Annotated in this window: 20 protein-coding genes; 18 read left to right on the top strand and 2 right to left on the bottom strand. The window is 44.8% G+C overall.

Annotation, left to right across the window (positions count from 1 at the left end; all coding sequences use genetic code 11):
* Entirely contained in the window at positions 1–927 is a 927-nt protein-coding gene (locus tag EXU30_RS03240) for a flagellar motor protein MotB (RefSeq protein WP_130597791.1), read from the top strand.
* Between the two features lie 407 nt (positions 928–1,334).
* Entirely contained in the window at positions 1,335–2,789 is a 1,455-nt protein-coding gene (gene thiI / locus EXU30_RS03235; protein WP_130597790.1) for a tRNA uracil 4-sulfurtransferase ThiI, read from the top strand.
* Between the two features lie 212 nt (positions 2,790–3,001).
* On the opposite strand, the gene EXU30_RS03230 is transcribed toward thiI, so the two are convergent.
* Complete coding sequence (locus tag EXU30_RS03230; RefSeq protein ID WP_130597789.1) at positions 3,002–3,232, bottom strand: hypothetical protein; 231 nt, start codon at positions 3,230–3,232, stop codon at positions 3,002–3,004.
* A gap of 177 nt (positions 3,233–3,409) precedes the next feature.
* On the opposite strand from EXU30_RS03230, the gene EXU30_RS03225 reads away from it, so the two are divergent.
* The 4 genes from EXU30_RS03225 to rlmM all read left to right on the top strand — a co-directional run bounded on the left by EXU30_RS03225 (position 3,410) and on the right by rlmM (position 6,707).
* Positions 3,410–4,321 (top strand): transcriptional regulator GcvA, encoded by a 912-nt coding sequence (locus tag EXU30_RS03225; RefSeq protein WP_130597788.1) that lies wholly within the window; start codon positions 3,410–3,412, stop codon positions 4,319–4,321.
* A gap of 63 nt (positions 4,322–4,384) precedes the next feature.
* A complete protein-coding gene (locus EXU30_RS03220; RefSeq protein WP_130597787.1) occupies positions 4,385–5,071 on the top strand; it encodes an alpha/beta fold hydrolase in 687 nt (228 codons plus the stop codon).
* A 9-nt stretch (positions 5,072–5,080) separates the two neighbouring features.
* Positions 5,081–5,467, top strand: a complete 387-nt coding sequence (locus EXU30_RS03215; protein WP_130597786.1) for a DUF423 domain-containing protein — start codon at positions 5,081–5,083, stop codon at positions 5,465–5,467.
* 142 nt (positions 5,468–5,609) lie between these two features.
* Positions 5,610–6,707 carry a 23S rRNA (cytidine(2498)-2'-O)-methyltransferase RlmM gene (gene rlmM, locus EXU30_RS03210; RefSeq protein ID WP_130597785.1) on the top strand — a complete coding sequence of 366 codons (1,098 nt, stop codon included), beginning with the start codon at positions 5,610–5,612 and terminating at the stop codon, positions 6,705–6,707.
* An 83-nt stretch (positions 6,708–6,790) separates the two neighbouring features.
* Here rlmM and EXU30_RS03205 read toward each other — a convergent pair whose 3' ends face one another.
* A complete protein-coding gene (locus EXU30_RS03205) occupies positions 6,791–7,801 on the bottom strand; it encodes an isocitrate dehydrogenase (protein WP_130597784.1) in 1,011 nt (336 codons plus the stop codon).
* Positions 7,802–8,171: 370 nt separating this feature from the next.
* Here EXU30_RS03205 and EXU30_RS03200 point away from each other — a divergent pair, with 370 nt between their 5' ends.
* From EXU30_RS03200 to flhF, 12 genes are all read left to right on the top strand, one after another.
* Positions 8,172–10,946 (top strand): S9 family peptidase, encoded by a 2,775-nt coding sequence (locus EXU30_RS03200; RefSeq protein ID WP_130603221.1) that lies wholly within the window; start codon positions 8,172–8,174, stop codon positions 10,944–10,946.
* A gap of 320 nt (positions 10,947–11,266) precedes the next feature.
* A complete protein-coding gene (locus EXU30_RS03195; protein WP_242620305.1) occupies positions 11,267–13,327 on the top strand; it encodes a flagellar hook-length control protein FliK in 2,061 nt (686 codons plus the stop codon).
* Positions 13,328–13,443: 116 nt separating this feature from the next.
* Positions 13,444–13,965 carry a flagellar basal body-associated protein FliL gene (gene fliL / locus EXU30_RS03190; RefSeq protein WP_130597783.1) on the top strand — a complete coding sequence of 174 codons (522 nt, stop codon included), beginning with the start codon at positions 13,444–13,446 and terminating at the stop codon, positions 13,963–13,965.
* Between the two features lie 77 nt (positions 13,966–14,042).
* The gene (gene fliM, locus EXU30_RS03185) at positions 14,043–15,074 is read left to right on the top strand and encodes a flagellar motor switch protein FliM (protein WP_130597782.1); all 1,032 of its coding nucleotides are present in this window, start codon (positions 14,043–14,045) and stop codon (positions 15,072–15,074) included.
* Between the two features lie 9 nt (positions 15,075–15,083).
* Positions 15,084–15,476 (top strand): flagellar motor switch protein FliN, encoded by a 393-nt coding sequence (fliN, locus tag EXU30_RS03180; protein ID WP_130597781.1) that lies wholly within the window; start codon positions 15,084–15,086, stop codon positions 15,474–15,476.
* Between the two features lie 78 nt (positions 15,477–15,554).
* A complete protein-coding gene (fliO, locus tag EXU30_RS03175) occupies positions 15,555–16,007 on the top strand; it encodes a flagellar biosynthetic protein FliO (RefSeq protein ID WP_242620304.1) in 453 nt (150 codons plus the stop codon).
* Positions 16,008–16,039: 32 nt separating this feature from the next.
* Positions 16,040–16,768: a flagellar type III secretion system pore protein FliP gene (gene fliP / locus EXU30_RS03170; protein ID WP_242620382.1), complete on the top strand. Its 729-nt coding sequence runs from the start codon at positions 16,040–16,042 to the stop codon at positions 16,766–16,768.
* An 8-nt stretch (positions 16,769–16,776) separates the two neighbouring features.
* On the top strand, positions 16,777–17,046 hold the full coding sequence (gene fliQ / locus EXU30_RS03165; RefSeq protein ID WP_130597779.1) for a flagellar biosynthesis protein FliQ: 270 nt from the start codon (positions 16,777–16,779) through the stop codon (positions 17,044–17,046).
* A gap of 48 nt (positions 17,047–17,094) precedes the next feature.
* Positions 17,095–17,853 carry a flagellar biosynthetic protein FliR gene (fliR, locus tag EXU30_RS03160; RefSeq protein WP_210147152.1) on the top strand — a complete coding sequence of 253 codons (759 nt, stop codon included), beginning with the start codon at positions 17,095–17,097 and terminating at the stop codon, positions 17,851–17,853.
* Between the two features lie 7 nt (positions 17,854–17,860).
* On the top strand, positions 17,861–18,994 hold the full coding sequence (flhB, locus tag EXU30_RS03155) for a flagellar biosynthesis protein FlhB (RefSeq protein ID WP_130597777.1): 1,134 nt from the start codon (positions 17,861–17,863) through the stop codon (positions 18,992–18,994).
* A gap of 190 nt (positions 18,995–19,184) precedes the next feature.
* Positions 19,185–21,299, top strand: a complete 2,115-nt coding sequence (gene flhA / locus EXU30_RS03150; protein WP_130597776.1) for a flagellar biosynthesis protein FlhA — start codon at positions 19,185–19,187, stop codon at positions 21,297–21,299.
* Positions 21,300–21,327: 28 nt separating this feature from the next.
* Positions 21,328–22,716 (top strand): flagellar biosynthesis GTPase FlhF, encoded by a 1,389-nt coding sequence (gene flhF, locus EXU30_RS03145; protein ID WP_130597775.1) that lies wholly within the window; start codon positions 21,328–21,330, stop codon positions 22,714–22,716.

Below are 22,716 nucleotides of genomic sequence, written 5' to 3'. Positions count from 1 at the left end.
ATGGCTAAACCTAAGTGCGATTGTCCACCACCAGGCGCGCCGTTATGGCTAGCGACTTTTGCTGACTTAATGTCGCTGCTGATGTGCTTTTTCGTGCTGCTACTGGCGTTCTCTGAAATGGACGTGATGAAGTTCAAGCAGATTGCAGGTTCAATGAAGTATGCATTTGGTGTGCAGAATAAGGTAGAAGTAAAAGACATTCCTAAAGGTACCTCGGTAATTGCGCTGGAGTTTAGGCCGGGTAAACCAGACCCAACCCCGATTGAAATTATCAATCAGCAAACTAATGAAATGACTCAGCAAACTATTGAGTATCAAGCCGGTGATGAATCAAGTGCTGGTGGTGTGCAGAAACAATCGGGCGAGCAACGTGGTGGTAATGCCGCTGCCACGGCGCAGCAAACTGCAGAAGCTGTAAAGAAAGATGCTGCCTCTTCACAAGAGAATATTAATGAGCAGGTCAAAAAGATGGCCGAGCAACTTAACGAAGAGATTGTTGATGGCGCGATTGAGATCGAGTCATTAGGTCAGCAAATTATTATTCGTATCCGTGAGAAGGGCTCATTCGCTTCAGGCTCGGGTTTCTTACAACCTAAATTTAAACCGATTGTCCGCTCAATTGGTGAGCTACTCAAAGATGTGCCGGGGATCATCACGGTATCTGGGCATACAGATGGCGCACATATTAATAATGAGCTTTATAGTTCAAACTGGGATTTATCATCTAAACGTGCAGTGGCGGTCGCCCATGAGTTAATGCAGGTTGAAGGTTTTGATGAGAGGCGTATGAAAGTCGTGGGTGAGGCGTCAAACAAACCGCTCGTCGATAACAATTCTAATCAAAGCCGCGCTCGTAATCGCCGCGTAGAAATTGCCATTGAGCAAGGCAAGCCAATGGAGTCTGACGAAATCACTGTTGGCCAGTAACGCTCTTCAGTTAGCGCGCTTTGATACGAAACCGAGACCATCATTTGATGGTCTTTTTATTAGCACTGGTTTTCGTTTATAAGTGCTTTTTGCTATAATCTCGCCGCTTTGGCGGAATCGGAGCTTTTTAAAGCGCTTTTATCTATCGAATTTGGGCGGGTTGTGGCTGCAGCTACTACCGGATAAAACGTACTTTTGATTATCATTTACGCACTTTAAATTGTAAAAGCAGCTCGATGAAAGTGCATTTAAAAAGCTGATTTTGCTGTGCTTATTAGTTATTCAACCAGCTTTGGTTGCTAACTAATAGCCGACTACTTATTAACTATTTTTAGCATAATGGAAAGCTTTCTTGTCAATGGATGTTTGACTGGAAAGCTTTTGTATTTATGCCTGCGGAAAAACCAATGAAGTTTATTGTTAAGCTATATCCTGAAATCATGATGAAGAGTAAATCGGTGAGAATGCGATTTACTAAAATGCTCGAAACTAACATTCGCAATGTGCTTAAAAAGATTGACGAAGATGCCAAGGTTCAGCGTCAGTACGATAGGATTTTAGTATTAGCACCAGCAGACAAGCCACATTTGCATGAAGCGTTTGCTGAGCGCATGTCATGTATTCCGGGTATTGCTCATGTAATTCAGGTGAGCGAGTCTCCGTTCGAGTCGATTGATGATATCTATCAGCAAGTTTTGCCAAAGTATCGTGATGAGCTAGCGGGTAAAACTTTCTGCGTGCGCGTAAAACGTACAGGTAAGCATGACTTTAATTCGATTGAAGTTGAGCGTTATGTTGGTGGTGGCTTAAATCAGTTTACTGAAGCGGCTGGCGTTAAGCTTAAAAATCCTGATATGACGGTTAACCTTGAAATCGATCAAGACAAGCTTTACATGGTTGAGCGCCGCATTGAAGGTTTAGGTGGTTTCCCAATGGCGACACAAGAAGATGTGCTGTCACTGATTTCTGGGGGCTTTGACTCTGGTGTTTCTAGCTTCCAGTTCATTAAAAAGGGTGCTCGCACCCATTACTGTTTCTTTAATTTAGGTGGCACTCAACACGAGATTGGTGTTAAGCAGGTAGCTTTCCACTTATGGAAGAAATACGGCGAGTCGCACAAGGTGCGTTTCATCTCTGTGCCATTTGAGCCAGTAGTTGAAGAAATTCTTGAGCGCATTGATAACGGGCAAATGGGTGTTATCTTAAAACGTGTGATGATGCGCGTTGCGGCAAAAATTGCTGAAAAATACGGTATTCAAGCTTTGGTGACGGGTGAAAGCTTAGGTCAAGTTTCTAGTCAAACCTTGACTAACCTTAACGTGATTGACCGCTGCACTGATACCGTCATCATGCGTCCACTGATCGCGATGGATAAGCAAGACATTATTAACATTAGCCGTGATATCGGTACTGAAGATTTTGCCAAGTCTATTCCTGAATATTGCGGCGTGATCTCACAAAAGCCGACCGTAAAAGCGGTATTATCTAAGATTGAAGCTGAAGAGCAAAAGTTCTCAGAAGATCTCATCGACAAAGTGGTTGAGTCTGCTGTAGTAATGGATATTCGAAATATTGAAACTGAAATGGATCAACAAGTAACCGAAACTGAAACAGTACAAGACATCCAATCTGGCGAAGTCGTAATTGATGTGCGCGCACCAGAAGAGGAAGAGCAATCGCCTTTAGAGATAGATGGCTGTGAGGTGGAAACCATTCCATTCTTTAAGCTTGCTACCAAGTTTGGCGATTTAGACCAGTCAAAAACTTACCTGTTGTACTGTGACCGTGGTGTGATGAGTAAACTGCAAGCACTTTACTTAATCGAGCAAGGCTATACCAACGTTAAGGTTTATCGCCCTTAACTTGGATTTTTGCTCTGGACTTAGATGTCTGGACTGAGATGTTTTTACTAGCAAAGCGCCTCGATGGCGCTTTGTTTTTATCCATGTATTAATTGTAATAAATATAAAAAAACCGCCAATTGGCGGTTTTGTGTTTATGAACGCTGATAATTTAGATAGTCTTATCAGACTTTGTGCAAACTAGTTCGATAGCGCTAACTTAAGTCATCTAGTTATTCAGAGACACTATCATTGTCGCTGACTTCAGTTTTAGTGTCAGTCAGTAGGTGCTCGTTGGTGTCAACTAGTGCTTGCTGGTGAATGTTTTCCATGTCTTGCAATAGTTCAGCGTGGATTGACGCTTGTAAATCTTCAAGCTCTAAGCTGGCAACTTCTACAGCGCTAGCTTGTGCAGTAAAGCCTGCGAGTAACATGGCAACAATAAGTGATTTTGGGTTGAACATAAGTGTGATTCTCCAAACAAAAAGGTAGTGTCGGACACTCCCATTCACGTCTTAGAGGTTGTCCAACTCGCCAAAATTTGATGATTAAATTTTGCACGAACACAGTGTTCTTTACAAACGACAAAAAATAACAATAATCATAAGAAAAACTAATTAAAAAATACGAGATAGATCACTATGTCTAGACGCTTACCACCGTTAAATGCAGTCAAAGCATTTGAAGCAGCAGCCCGCCACTTAAGCTTTACGCGTGCTGCAGAAGAGTTATTTGTAACCCAGGCTGCGGTAAGTCACCAGATAAAAGCATTAGAAGATTTTCTAGGGTTAAAGCTGTTCAGACGTAAAAATAGATCATTATTGTTAACAGAAGAGGGGCAAAGCTACTTTCTCGATATTAAAGATATCTTTGTTCAGCTTGGTGAGGCGACTGACAGGCTGCTCGCGCGCAGTGCAGTCGGCTCACTAACCGTAAGCATGTCGCCTAGTTTTGCTATTCAGTGGCTGGTACCACGGCTATCGCAGTTTAGTGAAAAGAATCCAGATATTGATGTGCGCATTAAAGCTGTTGATAGCGATACAGGTGCACTGACTGATGATGTAGACGTGGCAATTTATTATGGCCAAGGCAACTGGCCTGGACTGCGCGCTGATAAGCTCAGAAACGAAGTGCTTATTCCTGTGTGCTCACCTTTGTTACTCAACGGCCCTAAGCCGTTAAATGAGCCAAAAGATTTAAAGCATCACACCTTATTACATGACTCTAGTCGTCATGACTGGCAGGCCTGGTTTAGGCAATGTGATATTACCGACATTAATGTCAATCAAGGCCCAATTTTTTCTCACTCTTCATTAGTGCTGCAAGCTGCCACCCATGGTCAGGGTATCGCACTAGGGTATAGCGTACTGGCAAGGCCTGACATTAAAGCCGGGCGTTTGGTATGTCCTTTTTCTGAAGTGTTGGTCAGTAAAGATGCCTATTACCTCGTGTGTCAGCAGAGCCATTCTGAGCTTGGTAAAGTATCGGCATTTAGAGAGTGGATGGTTGATATGTTTGCTGAAGAATCGCGCAGTGATTTACTTGCGGGTTAAGCAGTTTCATTGCATTAGCGTTACAGTGCAGCAGTAAATAAAAGTAGTAGAGAACAAACAATAATGACCGAGCTTGCCAAAGATTATGTACTTCAGGGAGAGATTAGCGACACGCTGATAATATTCGCCCATGGCGCGGGTGCCAATATGCACCATGAGTTTATGCAATCAATGGCTGAGCGCTTGGTTGCACGGCGCTTTCAAGTGCTGCGTTTCAACTTCATGTATATGCAAAACAATATGGCAGATGGTAAGCGTCGCCCACCTGAGCGCGCGCCTAAACTGCTTGCTCATTATGAGTCGGTACTCGCCCATGTTGAGCAGTTAATCAAGCTTGGTAAACTTGCCCCTAAACGTATCGTGTTGCTTGGTAAGTCAATGGGCGGGCGTATGTCGTCTATCTTGATGTCAAACGAGCATGGTTTAACTCCTGAACTCACAGATATTACTAGCAAAATTAGTCATGTAATTTGTTTGGGTTACCCATTTTTACCGCCAAAAGGCAAAGAGCCACGGCTTTCGAGCATTAACGACAGTGCGATGCCAACTTTGGTTATTCAAGGTGAGCGCGATAGCTTTGGTAATAAGCAGCAGTTAACTGAGTGGACACTAAGGGAAGGGGTTGAGGTTCGCTGGCTTGGCGATGGCGATCATAGTTTTAAACCAAGAAAGTCGTCAGGTTATACCTATGACGCTAACCTAGATAGCGCAGTTAAGTTTATTGAAGAGTATCTAGGCCCTAGCGAGTAGAAGAGCAAAATGAATAAAACAATCTTATTAACAGCGACAGTGAGTGGTTTTTTAGCGGTAGCATTGGGGGCATTTGGTGCTCATGGGTTGAAAAACATTGCGCCAGCTGAGTTGATTTCCATCTTTAAACTTGGGGTGGAGTATCAGTTTTACCATACCTTTGCCTTGCTCGCGCTAGGGATATGCTCGCAGTGGATTAATACCAAGCAGATCGTATGGTCTGCATGGTGTTTTGTCATAGGTATGGTGTTTTTCTCGGGCTCTTTATACTTATACGCCCTGACTGGCGTGAAGTGGGTTGGTCCAATCACGCCTATTGGCGGCACTTTCCTACTCATCGGCTGGTTACTGTTTGCTTATAGTGTGTCTAGGTTACAGACGTCGCAGACCAAGTAGTTGCTAAGTTTATTGATTTTGAAGCGCCCTTTATTGATGACCATAAAGGGTGCTTTTTTATATCTGCCGCGCTTTGCGCTGAGTCTTGCGCCAAAATTTGCGCTATAATCCCGCCGATTGTCTCTTGTGTGAAAGGTTATTGATGAAAAACCTCGTTCTATATTGCCGCGCTGGTTATGAAAAAGATTGCGCCGCTGAAATTCAATATCGTGCTGGTGAGCTTAATATTGGCGGTTTTGTAAAAGCCAATGTCAACGATGCTTATGTGGTGTATCAGTGTTTTGAAGATAACGGCGCTGACCGTTTGATTCGTGCGCTTAAGCTGTCATCTTTGGTATTTGCTAGGCAGATGTTTGCCGCGGCAGAGTTACTTAATGCGCTGCCTGAGCAGGATAGGGTATCGCCAATTGTTGAAGCGCTTAGCTCATTGAAACAATGTGGTGATTTACGAGTAGAAATGCCAGACACCAATGAGGCGAAAGAGCTTTCAGGTTTTTGCCGTAAGTTTACAGTGCCGCTGCGTCAAGGGCTGAAAAAGTCGGGTGCTTTACTTGCAAAAGATGACCCAAAGCAGCCGATAATTCATGTGTGCTTTATCGCGCCGGGTAAAGCCTATGTGGGTTATTCCAATAGCGATAATTCTTCGCCACACTTTATGGGTATTCCGAGACTTAAGATGGCTGCCGATGCGCCAAGTCGCTCTAGCTTAAAGTTAGATGAAGCTTTTGGCGTGTTTTTAACCAAAGAAGAGCATGAGAAGCGTGCTCGCAGTGGCTTAAATGCGGTCGATTTGGGCGCTTGCCCTGGTGGTTGGACATATCAACTGGTACGCCGCGGCATGATGGTAGCAGCCATTGATAATGGCCCTATGAATGAAAAGCTAATGGAAACCGGCCAGGTAAAGCATTACCGCGCCGATGGTTTCCGCTGGGAGCCGCCACGTAAGAATATCTATTGGTTAGTGTGTGACATGGTTGATAAACCATCTCGAGTGGCAGAGCTAATTGAAGCCTGGGCAATTAATGGTTGGTTTAAAGAGGCGATATTTAACCTCAAACTGCCAATGAAGAGCCGCTTTAAAGAGGTAAAAGTGGTACTGGAAACCATGAGCGCCATTTTAGAAGAGAACGAAATTGAGTTCCAAATGCAATGCAAGCATCTTTATCATGACCGTGATGAAGTGACTGTGCATTTGTGGCTATTCCCTGAAAAAGGCGTGAATTACGCTGAAGGTATTTAACCACCATTAATTTCGGTTGTTAAAACAAAAAGCCCGTTGAACATGATATTCAACGGGCTTTTTAGTTGTTTTGCTAATGCTATTTAGCTAATACGGTCGAGTACTGCTTGAGTAAAGTCAGTTGTACCGTGAGTACCGCCTAAGTCGCGAGTAGTACGATCACCTTCTTCAATCACTGCAGATACAGCGCTACGGATCATCGAAGCTTTATCAGCCATGCCTAGGTATTCCAGCATTTGGATTGATGCCAGGATAACTGAAGTAGGGTTAGCTAGGTTTTTGCCTGCGATATCTGGTGCACTGCCATGTACGGCTTCAAAAATTGCTGCATCTTTACCAATGTTGGCACCTGGCGCCATACCAAGACCGCCAACAAGACCTGCACATAGATCTGACAGAATGTCACCAAATAGGTTAGTTGTGACAATCACGTCGAAGTTCTCTGGGTTCATAACCAGCTTCATACAGGTTGCATCAACAATCATTTCTTCAGTTGTGATGTCAGGGTAACGCTCGCTCACTTCACGCGCCACTTTAAGGAACAAACCAGAAGTAGACTTCATGATGTTTGCTTTATGCACGATAGTTACTTTTTTGCGGTTTTCTTTTCGGGCTAGCTCGTAGGCAAAAGTGGTGATTTGTTCTGCACCTTGACGAGTAATGATACTGGTCGCTTCTGCTGTCGCACCATCGTCTGAGATAGTTTGACCAAGACCTGAGTACATACCTTCAGTGTTTTCACGCACGGTAATGATGTCGATATTCTCGTAACGGGCTTGTGTGCCCTTGAAAGAGTTTACCGGGCGCACATTAGCGTAAAGGCTGAATTTTTTACGTAGGCTTACGTTAATAGAAGTAAAACCTTCACCCACTGGCGTCGTTAATGGGCCTTTAAGTGTGATGCGGTTTTTCTCGATTAGATCAAGTGTGCGTTGCGGTAACAATTCGCCGTGCTTTTCTAACGCTGTTAAGCCTGCATCAGCAAATTCGTAGTCGAAATCACATCCTGCTTTGTCGAGGATTTTTAATGCTGAATCAATGATGCTTGGGCCAATCCCATCACCTGGGATCACGGTTATAGTACGTTTTGACATGGATGTTCCTTCCACATTTGTGGTTACTGCAATGGGCATTCCGTGTTAGGCACGGTTACATGATGACAAAATGTCATCGATTTTCTGCGGCGTAGTTTAACGGCTTTTAATCTTTATTTACAGAAAATAGTGAGTTAAATCACATTATTTTTGCCGTATTTGAATTAATTGACGTTTGTTTGCTTTATGATGGCAAACCTATGCCTTAAGTAAGTTAGCCCTAATGTAGATAACTTATTAAAATTCAGTCACAAAGCATAAATGTAGCCAGTATGTTATCAAGGCGACTTTGGTCGCATAGCATCGAGAAAACTGGTAGCAATAAAAGCAACAATAGCAAACGAGGGTAGTTGTGAAATTATTTAAGCTTATGCCTATAGCCATGATGGTGGCTGCTGTAACAGCGGGAGGCGCGCAAGCTGCGCAAACCAAGCCGCTGACACTCGAAGACATTATGACCTTTGAAACACTGCAAAAGCCGGTGATTTCTGATAACGGTAAAGTGGTTGCCGTAGAAGCGAAGCCAGATCGCGGTGATAGCCGTGCGCTGGTCACCGTTTTAGGTGCTGAGCAAAAGCGTTATGAACTTGCCAATGCATCAGCAGTGCAAACCTCCAGTGATGGCAACTTTGTATTTGCGATGCAAAAGCCAACATTGCTTGAGAGCAAAACACTAGATAAGAAACAACAGTCTACTGGTTTGGTGCTGCTCAATACTCAAACTGGCGACACCAATGAGTTCAAAAACGTAAAAAGTGCCAAGTTTAGTGACGACGGTAAGGTTATAGCGATTGTTTTTGAGCTTCAAAAAGATGATGCAAAAACTAAAGACAAGTCTGACAACGCGGATGACAAACCTCAGCGCGAGATTGAAGAAGCTGATAAAGGCAGTGGCTTTTCGGTTATTGAGTTAGCAAGCAACAAGCGCTTTGATTTCGACCATGTTACTGGCTGGGTATTTGATGATGCTAGTAAAGGTATGGTGATTGCGATTAACGACGGCGAAAGCCAGTTGCATCAAGTTCAGTGGCTGGATTTAGTAAAGCTACAAACCAAGCAAGTCTTTACCTCAAAAACACAACAAATCGGCGAGTTGGCTATCAGCTCAGCGGCGCAGAAGTTAGCGTTTACTTATGGTAGCAGCGACACTCTGCGTTGGGGCCGTGAGTATAAGCTAAGCCTAATTGACCTAGCGAGCGTTAAAGCCCAAAAGCTACCGACAGATAAAGATTGGGTATTAAACCAATTCAGCACGCTTAAATTTAGCAAAGACGGTGAGCGTTTGTTCTTTGGCCGCGTACCACAGGTAACGCCTCAAGCTGAAATTGCTGACTTTAAAGACGAGAAAGATCTGCTTGATAGAAACATTATCGTCGGTAAGCGTGATTTACGTATTTGGCATGGCGAAGATCCAAAGATTAAACCGCACGAAATAAAAGAGTATCAAGAAGAGCGAGAGAAGACCTTTGCTGCGGTATTGCATATTAATGCAAATCGAATTGTGCAGCTAGCCACGCGTGATATTCCTGATGTTACGTATGGTGAGCAAAAGCGCTTTTTAGTGGCAAGCTCAAATGTGCCGTATCAAAAGATGACGACTTGGGCCGGTTTTTATCGTGATTTTTACCTAGTTGACTTAAACACAGGTCAACACACGCTAGTGATCCCTCAGCAGTCTGCTTACGCGCAGCCAACGCTGTCGCCTAATGCCAAATTTATGGCTTATTACCAGCAAGGGCATGTGTATCTTTATGACATAGCCACCGGCCGTAAGCATAACCTAACCGCTGAACTCAACACTCCGTTTGCTAATGAAGATCACGACTACCCAAGCCCAGCGCCTGGCTATGGCTTTGGTCCTTGGCTTGAAGATGACACTGAAATAGTGGTTTACGACAAATACGATGCGTGGCAGTTCAACACTGTGTCTCACCGTGGCTTTATGATCACTAATGGTTTAGGTCGTGAGCAGCAAATCGAGTTTCGTCTAACCGGCCTTGTTGAGCAAGATGGTAAAGATATACCGCTCATTGAAGACCAGACTTTACTGCTAAAAGGCTACAGTCACAAAACTAAGGCTGACAGTTTTTATATGGGCATGGAAGGTGAGTCAGGGGTTAAAATTGCCCTTGAAACCAACGGTAAGCTTGAGATGCTGGCACGCGCGAAAGACACTGGTGTTTTAGTGTACTCAAGTGAGCGTTATGATCAGTATCCTGATCTCTATGTAGCCGATTTTGAATCTGTGGCGCAGTCGCAAAAAATTACTAACCTTGATGCCCAGCGCGATGCTTTCGCTTGGGGTAATGCGGAGCTTGTGCACTGGCGTGATGGTCATGGTCGTCAATCTGATGGTGTATTGATTAAGCCAATCAATTATCAAGAAGGTAAAAAGTATCCAGTACTAGTTTACTTCTATCGCTTTATGAGCGATCGCTTACACGCTTTCCCTGATATGAAAATTAACCATAGGCCCAACTTTGCTTGGTTCGCGCAAAACGGCTACGCAGTGTTCTTGCCTGATGTGCGTTTTGACATCGGCTATCCTGGTCCTTCTTCGGTACAAGCATTAACTGCCGGAGTACAAAAGTTAATCGATATGGGAATTGCAGACCCTGATGCCATTGGTATTCAAGGGCATTCATGGGCTGGCTATCAAACTGCTTATGCCGTGACGCAAACTCACATTTTTAAAGCGGCAGTGAGCGGCGCGCCAGTATCTAACATGACTAGCGCATACAGCGGTATTCGCCATGGAAGTGGTCTTGCACGTCAGTTCCAGTATGAAACAGGTCAAAGCCGTATCGGTCAGTCGCTATTTAACGCGCCACTGAAATATATCGAGAACTCACCTGTGTTTTATGCCGATCGCATTGAAACGCCAATGATGATTATGTTCGGTGATAAAGACGATGCGGTGCCGTGGGAGCAAGGTGTAGAAATGTACTTGGCTATGCGCCGTGCGGGTAAAGATGTGGTGTTCTTGCAGTATCAAGACGAGCCGCACCATCTGAAGAAGTATCCAAATAAGTTAGACTACTCGATTCGCATGATGGAGTACTTTGACCATTACCTTAAGGGTAAGGATGCGCCGACATGGTTGACTCAAGGCGAAGCCTATCAGGAGTATCGCGCTAACGACTAACGTGACTTGGTGCTCTAGTTATAAAGCCGCAACTTGATTGCGGCTTTTTTATGCCGATTTTTTGCTGCAGAGATTGATAGTGGTTTAGCTAACTTGTTGAGTTGCCCGCTTGTTGGCATTTGAATTGCATTCATATTGCTGTAGTAACAAATTAGTCGGGATCCCGACTCGCTAATATGAGACCGCGGAAGCTAAGTATGAAACCGCCAAAGCTAGTCAATAAAAGTCAGTAGCAACAGTTGATGTGTTGTCACTATAAGGCATTAGCACCAAGCTAAGCGGTCGCAACAACAATAAATGGTGAGGCAGTTATGCAGCAAATGAGTCAATTATTATTTGGAAATGGCAATGCTAAAGCAGATGCGTCTGCTAAATCAGCTATTAATGCCTCGCCACTCCATGCTCCCCAATCGAATTCTTCTTTTGATGAATCCTCCCAAGGTACTGAAAGTAATAGTTTTCTTGAAGAGTTAAATAACGCTTCGAAGCAAGAGTCATCAGCGCAATCAGCCAAAGCGCTCAAGGACGATACCAGTAACCGAAACCTGTCTTTAGTTGATAGCGAACAGGCTACAATTGACAAGGCAATGCTTGAAGATACGCCTGATCTTCAGCTTGTGGACGCTGATACAGATACTGAACTTGTGAAGGGCGACGAGCATAGTAGCGATATGCTTGAGAGCGGTAAAGATGCAGAAGGTGGTGCTCAGTTTATTTTTGCTCAGCGAGAACTAGGTGAAAACTTAAAGCTTGTGGAAGGTGATAGCGGAAAGACTTTGCCGCTTGCAGATGAGTTTGCGCAAAATGCACTGCAATCTACAAAAGATGCCAAAAAACAGAGTCAAATATCTGCCACTTCTGCTGAAAGCGCAAATGAAGGTGATTTATTTACCTCAGGTCTGCCAGCAGTTAAAGCTAGCGTTAATGGTGTTGGTGCGCAATCTCAAACACAAGCAACGAGTGATTATCTTACAACGCTCAATTTCTCCCAACTACAAGAATTGATGGCTTTTAGTGGTCATAGCCGTGAAGCATTAAATAAGCTTTCCTCAGCAGAGCTTAGTCAATTAGTGGATGACTTTAATCTACAAGCACCTGTGGTTGATGAGTCTATATTGGCGATGGCCGAATTAGATTTAGACGCGCCAACTACTAATGTCAACCTGCAGGGCGAAGCTAGGTATGCCGTACACGGATTAGGTCAACAAGTTGCTAGCGAGTCAAAGACTGCTGATACCACGAAGTTTACCAGTGAGCTTAGTTCGGATATTGAAGCAGAGCTTGAGTCCCAATGGGCTGATAAATCAAAAGCGGTCGATACTATCTTACCTATTGATAACAGTAAGTTGACTAATAATACTACTGCAGCAAGCTCAGAAGCAGCCGCAAGTAAGAGTGACAAAGCCGTATTGGACATGCTTGATGAGTTGTTACCGCAGGCAGACACCGGTTCTACTAAAAAAATTGATAAGCGTGCTGACATTGCTGAACTAAGTGCGACACAGACAAAAGGCGCTCAGCTGAACGCTGAATTTGCAGACAAGTTGAATCAAAGCTTACAGCAAAATAAATCGACGGCTGATCAAGTGTCATTAAGTAATGTTGCCAAAAACCTTCAGGCAGGCAACATCCTTGGTGATCAAGATTCGGTAGCGGGAAAGATTAGTGCCAATATTGACGATGCAGCTAAAGCAATCGATAAGTCTTTAGACAAAGTCGCTGCTGATAAAGCCCAGCTAAGCGCCAATCAAAGTGCTGCGGTAACAAATGGCCTTAACGAAAAACTGCAGGCTAGCAACGCAGCAGCAATGGATTTTGCTGGCATAGAGCTGGATATTGCTGATTCGGTAGACACCAAAGCCGTTCAAAACCAAAGTAGTTTTACCCCAATTCATAAATCTGACGTGCCGCAATTTCAATTATCATTAAGAACTGCATCAGATACCAATGTGCAAATGCAGGAGATGATCCAGCGGTTTGCGCCAGTGATGAAACAGCAGTTAGTCGCTATGGTATCTAATGGTGTACAGCAAGCAGAAATCCGCCTCGACCCGCCAGAGCTAGGCTCTATGATGGTCAAAGTTCAGGTGCAAGGTGATCAAACGCAAGTACAATTCCAGGCCGCGCAGCAGCAAACCCGTGATGTGTTAGAGCAAGCGATGCCGCGACTTCGTGAGATGCTGGCTCAAGAGGGAATGCAACTAACCGACGGCAATGTGTCTGAGCAAGGTCAGCAGCAAAGAGGGGACGCCGGCGATGGTGACGCTCATGGTGGTCAATTTGCGCAAAATGAGCAATCGGATGAAATAGCAGCAACAGAAGCAAGTAGTGGGCAAAATACCGCCTCATCGTCGCATTCTGCTATAGATTATTATGCATAACTGGTTAACCTATAGTAATGTGAACGAATATAGCTAAAGTGCTAAAGAGTTAACTAAATTTCGTTATGCTCTGGTGATTTAAGCTGACAAATTGACTATATGGAATGGACAAATCCATGGCTGAACAAGAGTTAGAATTAGAAGAAAATGGTGGTGAAGGTAAAAAGAGCAAAAAGATGCTTTTTATCATTATCGGTGTTGTGTTACTGCTGGCTATCGGTGGCGGTGCGTTCTTCTTTTTAAGTGGAGACGATGCAGCGAATGAGCAAGCAGATAGTGAGACAGTTCCAGGAGAAGTAGCCACAACTGCAGAGCCAACCGGAAAGGCAAATTATGTCGGTATGCCGAGACCGTTTTTGTTCAATTTGCCAGGGGCAACGCGCTCACGCCTAGTTGAGATTAAAGTACAGTTAATGGTGCGCGGCGACGATGACGTGTTGACTCGCAAACACATTCCTTTGATTGAGGATGCGCTGTTAACCACTTTCAGCGCCGCAGATGTGCAAAAGCTTAGCTCACAAGCAGGTAAAGATGAGCTGCGTCAACTTGCGTTACTTAATGTACAAAACACCTTACAAGCGGTGACTGGCCGCAAGGTTGTAGAAAAAGTACTGTTTACTGGGTTTGTGATGCAGTAAGAAGTATTGAAACCCTTTATAACAAAACTAATCAAACGTCTCCCAAGCGGGAGTAACTTAGCGAATAAGGCTTTGATGTGAGTGATTTATTAAGCCAAGACGAAATTGATGCGCTGTTACATGGTGTTGATGATGTTGAAGAAGATGAGATAGACGAAGGTGGCGCCGATGCGCGCACCTATGACTTTTCTTCTCAAGATCGCATCGTCCGTGGTCGTATGCCAACACTCGAAATTGTTAACGAGCGTTTTGCACGCCACCTACGGATCAGCATGTTTAACATGATGCGCCGCGCAGCTGAAGTGTCGATTAATGGCGTTCAGATGCTTAAGTTTGGCGAGTATGTACATACCTTGTTTGTACCGACGAGTTTGAACATGGTGCGCTTTAGCCCGTTAAAAGGCACAGGCCTTATCACCATGGAAGCGCGCTTGGTGTTTATTTTGGTGGATAACTTTTTTGGCGGTGATGGCCGCTTCCATGCCAAGATTGAAGGTCGTGAATTTACGCCGACCGAGAGACGTATCGTTCAGTTGCTGCTGAAAATTATTTTTGAAGATTATAAAGATGCTTGGGCACCAGTAATGGACGTTGAGTTTGAATATCTAGACTCGGAAGTTAACCCAGCGATGGCAAACATCGTTAGCCCAACAGAAGTGGTAGTGATTAATTCATTTCACATTGAAGTTGATGGAGGCGGTGGTGATTTCCACATTACCATGCCGTATTCGATGATTGAGCCCATTCGTGAGCTGCTTGATGCCGGTGTCCAAAGTGACAAACAAGATACTGACATGCGTTGGTCGCAAGCACTTCGTGATGAAATTATGGATGTAGAGGTTGGCGTTGATGCCAACATCGTTGAAAAAGAACTAACACTGCGGGAAGTGATGGATTTTAAAGCAGGTGATGTTATCCCTGTTGAGCTGCCTGAGCATATTATGATGCGAGTAGAAGATTTGCCGACTTTCCGCTGTAAGCTTGGTCAATCACGAGAGAATCTAGCGCTGAAAGTCAGTGAGAAGATTGCTCGCCCAGAAACTGTTAAATCAGAATTACAACTCTTTACGCGCAAGAAAGGTAAGTCGCGTGATCTGTCCGAATTATAAGGTGAAGCCATGAGTACAGAAGATACAGGTGATGATTGGGCTGCAGCTATGGCTGAGCAGGCCTTAGAAGAGGCGGCGCAGGCAGAGCAAGTTCAGCTCGACGAACTCGTCGATGAATCCAAACCATTGAGTAAAGAAGAAGCTGAAAAGCTTGACTCAATTTTAGATATTCCGGTCACTATTTCTATGGAAGTAGGGCGCAGCTTCATTAGCATCCGTAATTTGCTGCAACTTAACCAGGGCTCGGTTGTTGAGCTAGACCGTGTAGCGGGTGAACCGCTCGATGTGATGGTCAATGGTACCTTGATTGCCCACGGTGAGGTAGTTGTCGTCAACGACAAGTTTGGAATTCGCCTAACCGACGTTATCAGCCAAACTGAGCGGATTAAAAAGCTTAAGTAGTTCAGTACCCTGTCATAGCCTGAACCTAATTCGTTCAGGCTGTTTTGTATCAGACTCTTTGTTAAGGAAGGCAATTTTTTGATCCTCTCTTTGTTGACCTCATCTCAAGGCGCAGTCGCTCAGCAAACCGTCGCTAGTGCTACGGCCGCTAAAGTGACCGAGCAAGTAGCTCAGCGCTCAGCTGAAGTGTCTTACACCGCTACTGTCGCCAATATGCTTGGTGGTTTGCTGGTGGTACTTGCCTTGATATTTGTGCTGGCATATATCGTCAAGCGCTTGAATATTATGCCTAACCAACAAGGCACGATTAAAACTATTGCTGCAACTGCCATCGGTCAACGTGAGAAATTAATGGTGGTTGAATTAGCGGGGCAACAGTATTTTATTGGTGTCACCCCTGAGCAAATCAGTTTATTAGATAAGCTTGATGAGCCTATCTCAATAGAGCAGCCAACAAAGTTTGCTGATAAAAAGTTTGCCCATAAATTGTCATTCGCCGACAAGCTCAAACAAGCCAAGGAACAACAATAATGTCGAAATGGACCACTATTAGCCTGTCGTTAATGCTCGCTATCTTGTCTATGAGCTTGCCATCATTTGCTGTCGCGCAAGATGGCATTTTACCGGCGGTTACGGTGACGACCGGTGCTGACGGGGCCACTGAATATTCGGTGACCATGCAAATCTTGCTGCTGATGACGGCGCTCAGCTTCATTCCGGCCATGGTCATCATGTTGACGTCATTCACCCGCATCATTGTGGTGTTGTCGATTTTGCGCCAAGCGCTGGGTTTGCAACAAACCCCGTCTAATCAGGTGTTGATTGGTATCAGTTTGTTTATGACCTTCTTTATTATGGCACCGGTATTTGACAAGATTTACACCCAGGCAGTTGAGCCATACATCGAAGAGCAAATGACGCTTACCCAAGCCTATGAGGTAGGTAAAGAACCACTGAAAGCCTTTATGCTGTCACAAGTGCGCACCACAGATTTAGAAACCTTTATTGAGATATCCGGTTATCAAAATATTCAGTCACCTGAGCAAACTCCAATGTCAGTGTTGATCCCGGCATTTATTACTAGCGAGCTAAAAACCGCATTTCAAATTGGCTTTATGCTGTTTGTACCGTTTTTGGTGCTCGACCTGGTGGTGGCAAGTATCTTGATGGCCATGGGTATGATGATGCTGTCGCCAATGATTGTGTCATTGCCGTTTAAGATCATGCTATTTGTACTGGTTGATGGCTGGGGATTAGTCATGGGGACCTTAGCTAATAGCTTTGGGATTTAGGTGGGCTTATGTCTCCAGAGTCTTTAATTGATATCTTCCGTGAGGCCTTATCAGTCATCGTATTGATTGTGTCGGCAATTATTCTACCAGGTTTGTTTATTGGTTTGATTGTAGCGGTGTTTCAGGCCGCGACTTCAATTAACGAGCAAACGTTGAGCTTTTTGCCTCGCTTATTGGTGACGCTGGGGGCCTTGATGTTTCTAGGGCATTGGCTGGTGCAGACAATGATGGATTTCTTTTATCAAATGGTAAATATGATCCCGCAAGTAATAGGCTAGCAAGTGGAGATCTTATTCGCTGAAATCAACCAAGCCATAGCCAGCTATATGCTGCCTATGTTTCGCATTTCGTCCATGTTAATGGTGATGGCGGTATTTGGTGCTAACACCACGCCTTCGCGAGTAAGGTTATTGCTTGCCGTTGCTATTACTGTAGCGGTTGCGCCTATGCTGCCTGAAATGCCAGGCATTGAGTTAATGTCGCTGTCCGCGGTGTTCATTATTGCTCAGCAAATTATTATCGGTGCAGCCATGGGTTTTGTGACCCTAATGGTGATGCAAACCTTTGTATTAACCGGGCAAATTATTGGTATGCAAACCAGTTTGGGTTTTGCCTCTATGGTTGATCCTGGCTCTGGTCAACAAACGCCGATTGTCGGTAATTTCTTTTTGCTACTAAGCACGCTTATCTTTTTGGCGGTAGATGGGCATTTGCTGATGTTTCGTATGCTCATCGCTAGCTTTGAAACCATTCCTGTTTCAATGAGCGGTATTGCAGTTGAGAATTATCGCAAGCTAGGTGAGTGGGGTTTGTATATGTTTGGCGCCGCATTAACTATGTCGCTAAGTGCGATTGTCGCTTTGTTAATGATCAATCTATCTTTTGGCGTGATGACGCGAGCCTCGCCGCAGTTAAACATTTTTGCCATTGGTTTCCCTGTCACCATGGTTAGCGGCTTGTTCATTTTGTGGTTAACCCTAAGCCCAATCATGGCGCACTTTTCAGAAGTTTGGGCTGCGGCGCAGTTATTAATGTGTGATTTACTCTTGTTGCAGTGTCAAACCGATGCTGTACTGACGTTTTAGGTGAACTATGGCCGAGAACGATACCAGTCAAGAACGTACCGAAGAACCCACGGCGAGGCGCCTCGAGCAGGCGCGTGAAAAAGGTCAAGTTGCCCGCTCTAAAGAGTTGGGTACCGCTGCCGTATTGCTTGCCGCATCTGTAGGTTTTGCTGTGACTGGCCCAGCGTTAGCAACAGCTTTGCACACTATTATGAAGCAACTAATGACCATGGAGCGAGATCAAATCTTTGATACTAACTCTATGCTGCGTGTATGGGGGCTAGTGGGCACTGAGTTATTGCTGCCAATGATTGGGTTTATTAGCTTGCTGGCACTGGTAGCTTTTGCCGGTAATGTCGCGTTGGGTGGCTTGTCGTTCTCAACCAAGGCTATTATGCCCAAAGGCAGTAAACTTAACCCAATGAATGGTTTTAAGCGGATGTTTGGCCCACAAGCTGGCATTGAGTTAGTTAAAGGCCTTGCCAAGTTTTTAGTTGTGGCTATCTCGGCTTATTTTCTGCTTAAATTCTACTTTTACGATATCCTTAACCTTTCCAACGGGCATCTGCCGGGCAACGTTTACGACGCGCTCAATATGTTAGTGTGGCTATTTATTCTGCTTTGTTCTTCTATGCTACTTATCGTAGTGATTGATGTGCCGTTTCAAATATGGAACCACAACAAACAGCTGCGAATGACTAAGCAGGAAATAAAAGATGAATATAAAGAAACTGAAGGTCAACCTGAGGTTAAAGGCCGCGTAAGGCAAATGCAGCGCGAGATGGCGCAAAGACGCATGATGACTGAAGTGCCTAATGCTGATGTGATTGTGGTTAACCCAGAGCACTATGCGGTAGCAGTAAAGTACGATGTTATTCGCTCACCAGCGCCATTTTTAATTGCTAAAGGCGTTGATGAGGTCGCATTTAAAATTCGTGAAATTGCTCGCGAGCATGAAATCGCTATTGTATCTGCACCGCCACTTGCCAGGGCTATTTATCACACCACCAAAGTTGACCAACAAGTACCAGAAGGACTTTTCACCGCGGTGGCTCAAGTACTTGCATATGTATTTCAGTTGCGTCAGTACCAAAAAGGCAAGGGACGCAAGCCAACGCCAATTCCGCTTAACCAACCCATTCCTGACGAGTTAAAGCACTAGCCTAAGCATCCTCATTAATAGCTGTTAGTTGAATTACGCGTGGGCAAATTTTGCTCATGCGGTTTTAGCTTATACAAGGCTGGTCTACATTTTGCAGATTGATGCTTAATTGTGATTGAACGTCAATAAACTGCTACTCCTCTTTAGTTTAGGTATCGAAGCAGCGCATTAAATTTATAGGTCTCATCAAATGGATGTAAAAGCAACATTTGGGCAGTTTAAGCAAATAAAACCAGCCAGTTTTAAAGGCATAGGTACACCCCTTTTAGTACTTGCGGCCCTTGGTATGGTTGTGTTGCCAATGCCAGCATTTCTGCTCGATATTCTTTTCTCATTCAACATTGCCTTGGCGCTTGTGGTGCTGCTAGTCGCCATTTATACCGACAGACCATTGGATTTTGCGGCGTTTCCATCTGTATTGCTCGTTGCCACGCTATTGCGACTAGCGTTAAACGTTGCATCAACACGTGTTGTGTTACTTGAGGGACATAATGGTGGTGATGCAGCTGGTAAAGTGATTGAAGCCTTTGGCTCCGTGGTAATTGGTGGTAACTATGCGGTTGGTTTAGTGGTGTTCTTAATCTTGATCATCATTAACTTTGCCGTAGTAACCAAAGGTGCGGGGCGTATTTCGGAAGTGAGCGCGCGTTTCACCCTTGATGCTATGCCGGGCAAGCAAATGGCAATTGATGCTGACTTAAATGCAGGCGTATTAAATCAAGAGCAAGCAAGATTGCGTCGCGCTGAAGTAACCAAAGAAGCAGATTTTTACGGTGCGATGGATGGTGCGTCAAAGTTTGTAAAAGGTGATGCCATCGCCGGTATCCTTATTCTTGTCATCAATATTCTTGGTGGTTTTGTCATTGGTATGGTGCAGCACGGATTAGATTTCTCCAGTGCAATTGAAATCTATACCTTACTGACCATTGGTGATGGTTTAGTCGCGCAAATTCCTGGCCTACTACTGTCTATTGCAGCGGCATTAATGGTGACCCGTCAAAACGAGTCAGGTGACATGGGGCAGATGATGATAAGTCAGATGTTTGACAGCCCCAAGTCATTGGCAATTGCTGCGGGTGTGCTATTTGTGATGGGTATTGTGCCGGGTATGCCGCACCTAGCATTTTTAAGTTTTGCGTTTATTACCGCTGGCGCAGCTTACTTTGTACACAAACGCATTCAAGAGAACAAAGCAAAAGCATTAGAGAAGGCTACAAAAGGGCCGAGTGAGCCAAAAGATGCCGAGCCAAAAGAGCTAAGCTGGGACGATGTGCGCCATGTCGATACCATTGGTTTAGAAGTGGGTTATCGTCTTATTCCGCTGGTGGATAAAGGTCAGGGCGGTGAGTTATTAAGCCGAATTAAAGGTGTGCGTAAGAAGCTTTCACAAGAGCTTGGTTTCCTAGTGCCTGCGGTGCATATTCGCGACAATCTTGATTTAGCGCCAAATGCTTATCAAATCTCGTTAATGGGCGTAGTTGTGGGAGAGGCCGAAGTTCGCCATGATTGCGAGCTTGCCATCAATCCAGGTCAGGTTTATGGCAAGCTCGATGGCATAGAAACCAAAGACCCAGCCTTTGGGTTAGAAGCGGTATGGATTGCCCCTGAGCAGCGCGAGCAAGCGCAAACGCTAGGCTACACAGTGGTTGATACCGCAACAGTAGTCGCAACACACATTAGCCAGCTGTTAAGTAACAATGCCGCGAAGCTGCTGGGTTATGAAGAAGTGCAGCAGCTAATGGATATGCTAGCGAAGCAATCACCTAAGTTAATTGATGGCTTTATTCCTGATGTGATGCCACTTGGCCATGTGGTTAAAGTGATGCAAAACTTACTTAACGAAGGGGTTAGCGTGCGTGATTTACGCACAATTGTACAAACACTACTTGAGTATGGCGGTAAGAGTAATGACACCGAAGTTCTCACGGCTGCAGTGCGTATTGCGTTGAAACGGATGATCGTACAAGAGATCTCTGGACCTGAGCTTGAGATCCCTGTCATTACATTGGCGCCAGAGCTGGAACAGATGTTGCATAAGTCTATGCAGGCGACAGGGGGCGAAGGGCCGAATATTGAGCCAGGCCTTGCAGAGCGTATGCAGCAGTCACTATTAGATGCGGCGCAGAAGCAAGAAATGGTCGGCCAACCAGCCATATTATTGACATCGGGTATGCTGAGGTCAACGCTGTCAAGATTTGTTAAGTACACTATTCCAAGCCTGCGGGTGATCTCTTATCAAGAGATACCAGATGAGAAACAAATTCGAATTGTTTCAGCCGTTGGGCAGCAGTCAGTTGGACAATAGTGGTCAGCTTTAGATTTGAGGTGTTTCAGTGAAGATTAAACGATTTTTTGCCAAAGACATGCGCGGCGCGCTGGCACAAGTCAAAGAGACCTTAGGCTCTGATGCCGTGATCATGTCCAATAAAAAAGTGACTGGTGGCATCGAAATTGTCGCTGCTGTGGATTACGACGAACCAAAAGCCAATGCTGCCGTTAACGCACCGGCTCCTGGCTTTATGGATGTGTCAGATGACCGAGTGTCATTGCAGTCAAGCAATGCCAGTATTAAAACTCAGGCAAAAGTTAGCCCGCCGCCTGTTGCGGATTCTTTACAAGCACTGCTTGAGAAGCAACAAAGTCGCATTAATGATCAGCTAGCGCAGCGTAAGGAAGAACCTGAGTTACCTGAGTGGGCAAGACAATTAGAAGCAAGTAAACAGCCAAAAGCTCAACGTAGCGAACCTCAAGCAGCGCAGTTTACACCAGAGCCTAGAGCGGCTAAATCGTCATCTGCTGAAATTGAATCACTAAGAGAAGAGATGGCATCGCTTCGTAGCTTGCTAACTCATCAAGTTTCTGAATTGATGACAGATCAGAAAAAGCGCACCGACCCAGTTGGCGCTATGTTAGAGAGCAAGCTCATTGCAGCAGAATTTTCTGCACCAGTTGCTGCAAACCTAGCAGCACTCAGCCAAAATTATACGCCAGCAGATTTAGTGCGTGCTTTGCCACAGAGTTTAGCCAACCTGTTAGATAATCAAGGCGATGATATTGTTAAGCGTGGTGGCGTTGTGGCATTTGTTGGTCCAACAGGTGTGGGAAAAACCACTTCGCTGGCGAAAATTGCAGCAAGATTTGTCGCACATCATGGTCCAGATCAAGTTGCGATGATCACAACAGACCATTATCGCATTGGAGCCTATGAGCAGCTGGCAACTTATGGCAAAATAATGGGGTGCCCTGTTAAGCAAGCTCATGATTTAGCAGAGCTTGAACAAATTTTATACCAATTTAGAAGTCGTAAATTGGTATTGATAGACACTGCGGGTATGGGACAGCGAGATATGCGCCTATATCAGCAATTAGATAACTTAACGGCTAATAGCCGAATTCCAATTCGTAGTTATCTTGTTATGTCAGCAACAGGCCAGCGCAGAGTGTTACAAGATGCAGTAAATCATTTTAAACGCATCCCTCTAGCCGGTGCTATATTAACCAAGTTAGACGAATCAATATCAATTGCTGGCGCACTGAGCGTATTGATTCAAAATGAGTTACCATTAAGTTATGTGACTGATGGTCAACGTGTTCCTGAAGACATGAAGGTCGCGGATACGTTAGCCTTAGCCAAGCAAGCGCTAAGTGCGTTGAACGAATCAGAGCAACAACCGTCACCACAAACGGCCAACCATAATGAGATGGCCTATGCATTTGAGTAA

The sequence above is a fragment of the Shewanella maritima genome, assembly GCF_004295345.1.
GTDB classification, from domain to species: domain Bacteria; phylum Pseudomonadota; class Gammaproteobacteria; order Enterobacterales; family Shewanellaceae; genus Shewanella; species Shewanella maritima.
The sequence above is the reverse complement of the archived record's forward strand: the minus strand, read 5'-3'. Positions and strand labels throughout refer to the sequence as shown.

Bases quoted from the DNA above. Each gene is read 5' to 3' on its own strand.
- rlmM (WP_130597785.1), top strand. From the start codon at position 5,610: ATGAAAAACCTCGTTCTATATTGCCGCGCTGGTTATGAAAAAGATTGC.
- flhA (WP_130597776.1), top strand. From the start codon at position 19,185: ATGGATGTAAAAGCAACATTTGGGCAGTTTAAGCAAATAAAACCAGCC.
- EXU30_RS03200 (WP_130603221.1), top strand. From the start codon at position 8,172: ATGCCTATAGCCATGATGGTGGCTGCTGTAACAGCGGGAGGCGCGCAA.
- EXU30_RS03220 (WP_130597787.1), top strand. From the start codon at position 4,385: ATGACCGAGCTTGCCAAAGATTATGTACTTCAGGGAGAGATTAGCGAC.
- fliL (WP_130597783.1), top strand. From the start codon at position 13,444: ATGGCTGAACAAGAGTTAGAATTAGAAGAAAATGGTGGTGAAGGTAAA.
- fliP (WP_242620382.1), top strand. From the start codon at position 16,040: ATGCTCGCTATCTTGTCTATGAGCTTGCCATCATTTGCTGTCGCGCAA.
- flhB (WP_130597777.1), top strand. From the start codon at position 17,861: ATGGCCGAGAACGATACCAGTCAAGAACGTACCGAAGAACCCACGGCG.
- EXU30_RS03195 (WP_242620305.1), top strand. From the start codon at position 11,267: ATGAGTCAATTATTATTTGGAAATGGCAATGCTAAAGCAGATGCGTCT.
- EXU30_RS03240 (WP_130597791.1), top strand. From the start codon at position 1: ATGGCTAAACCTAAGTGCGATTGTCCACCACCAGGCGCGCCGTTATGG.
- fliR (WP_210147152.1), top strand. From the start codon at position 17,095: ATGCTGCCTATGTTTCGCATTTCGTCCATGTTAATGGTGATGGCGGTA.
- EXU30_RS03225 (WP_130597788.1), top strand. From the start codon at position 3,410: ATGTCTAGACGCTTACCACCGTTAAATGCAGTCAAAGCATTTGAAGCA.
- fliN (WP_130597781.1), top strand. From the start codon at position 15,084: ATGAGTACAGAAGATACAGGTGATGATTGGGCTGCAGCTATGGCTGAG.
- thiI (WP_130597790.1), top strand. From the start codon at position 1,335: ATGAAGTTTATTGTTAAGCTATATCCTGAAATCATGATGAAGAGTAAA.
- EXU30_RS03205 (WP_130597784.1), bottom strand. From the start codon at position 7,801: ATGTCAAAACGTACTATAACCGTGATCCCAGGTGATGGGATTGGCCCA.
- EXU30_RS03230 (WP_130597789.1), bottom strand. From the start codon at position 3,232: ATGTTCAACCCAAAATCACTTATTGTTGCCATGTTACTCGCAGGCTTT.
- EXU30_RS03215 (WP_130597786.1), top strand. From the start codon at position 5,081: ATGAATAAAACAATCTTATTAACAGCGACAGTGAGTGGTTTTTTAGCG.
- fliQ (WP_130597779.1), top strand. From the start codon at position 16,777: ATGTCTCCAGAGTCTTTAATTGATATCTTCCGTGAGGCCTTATCAGTC.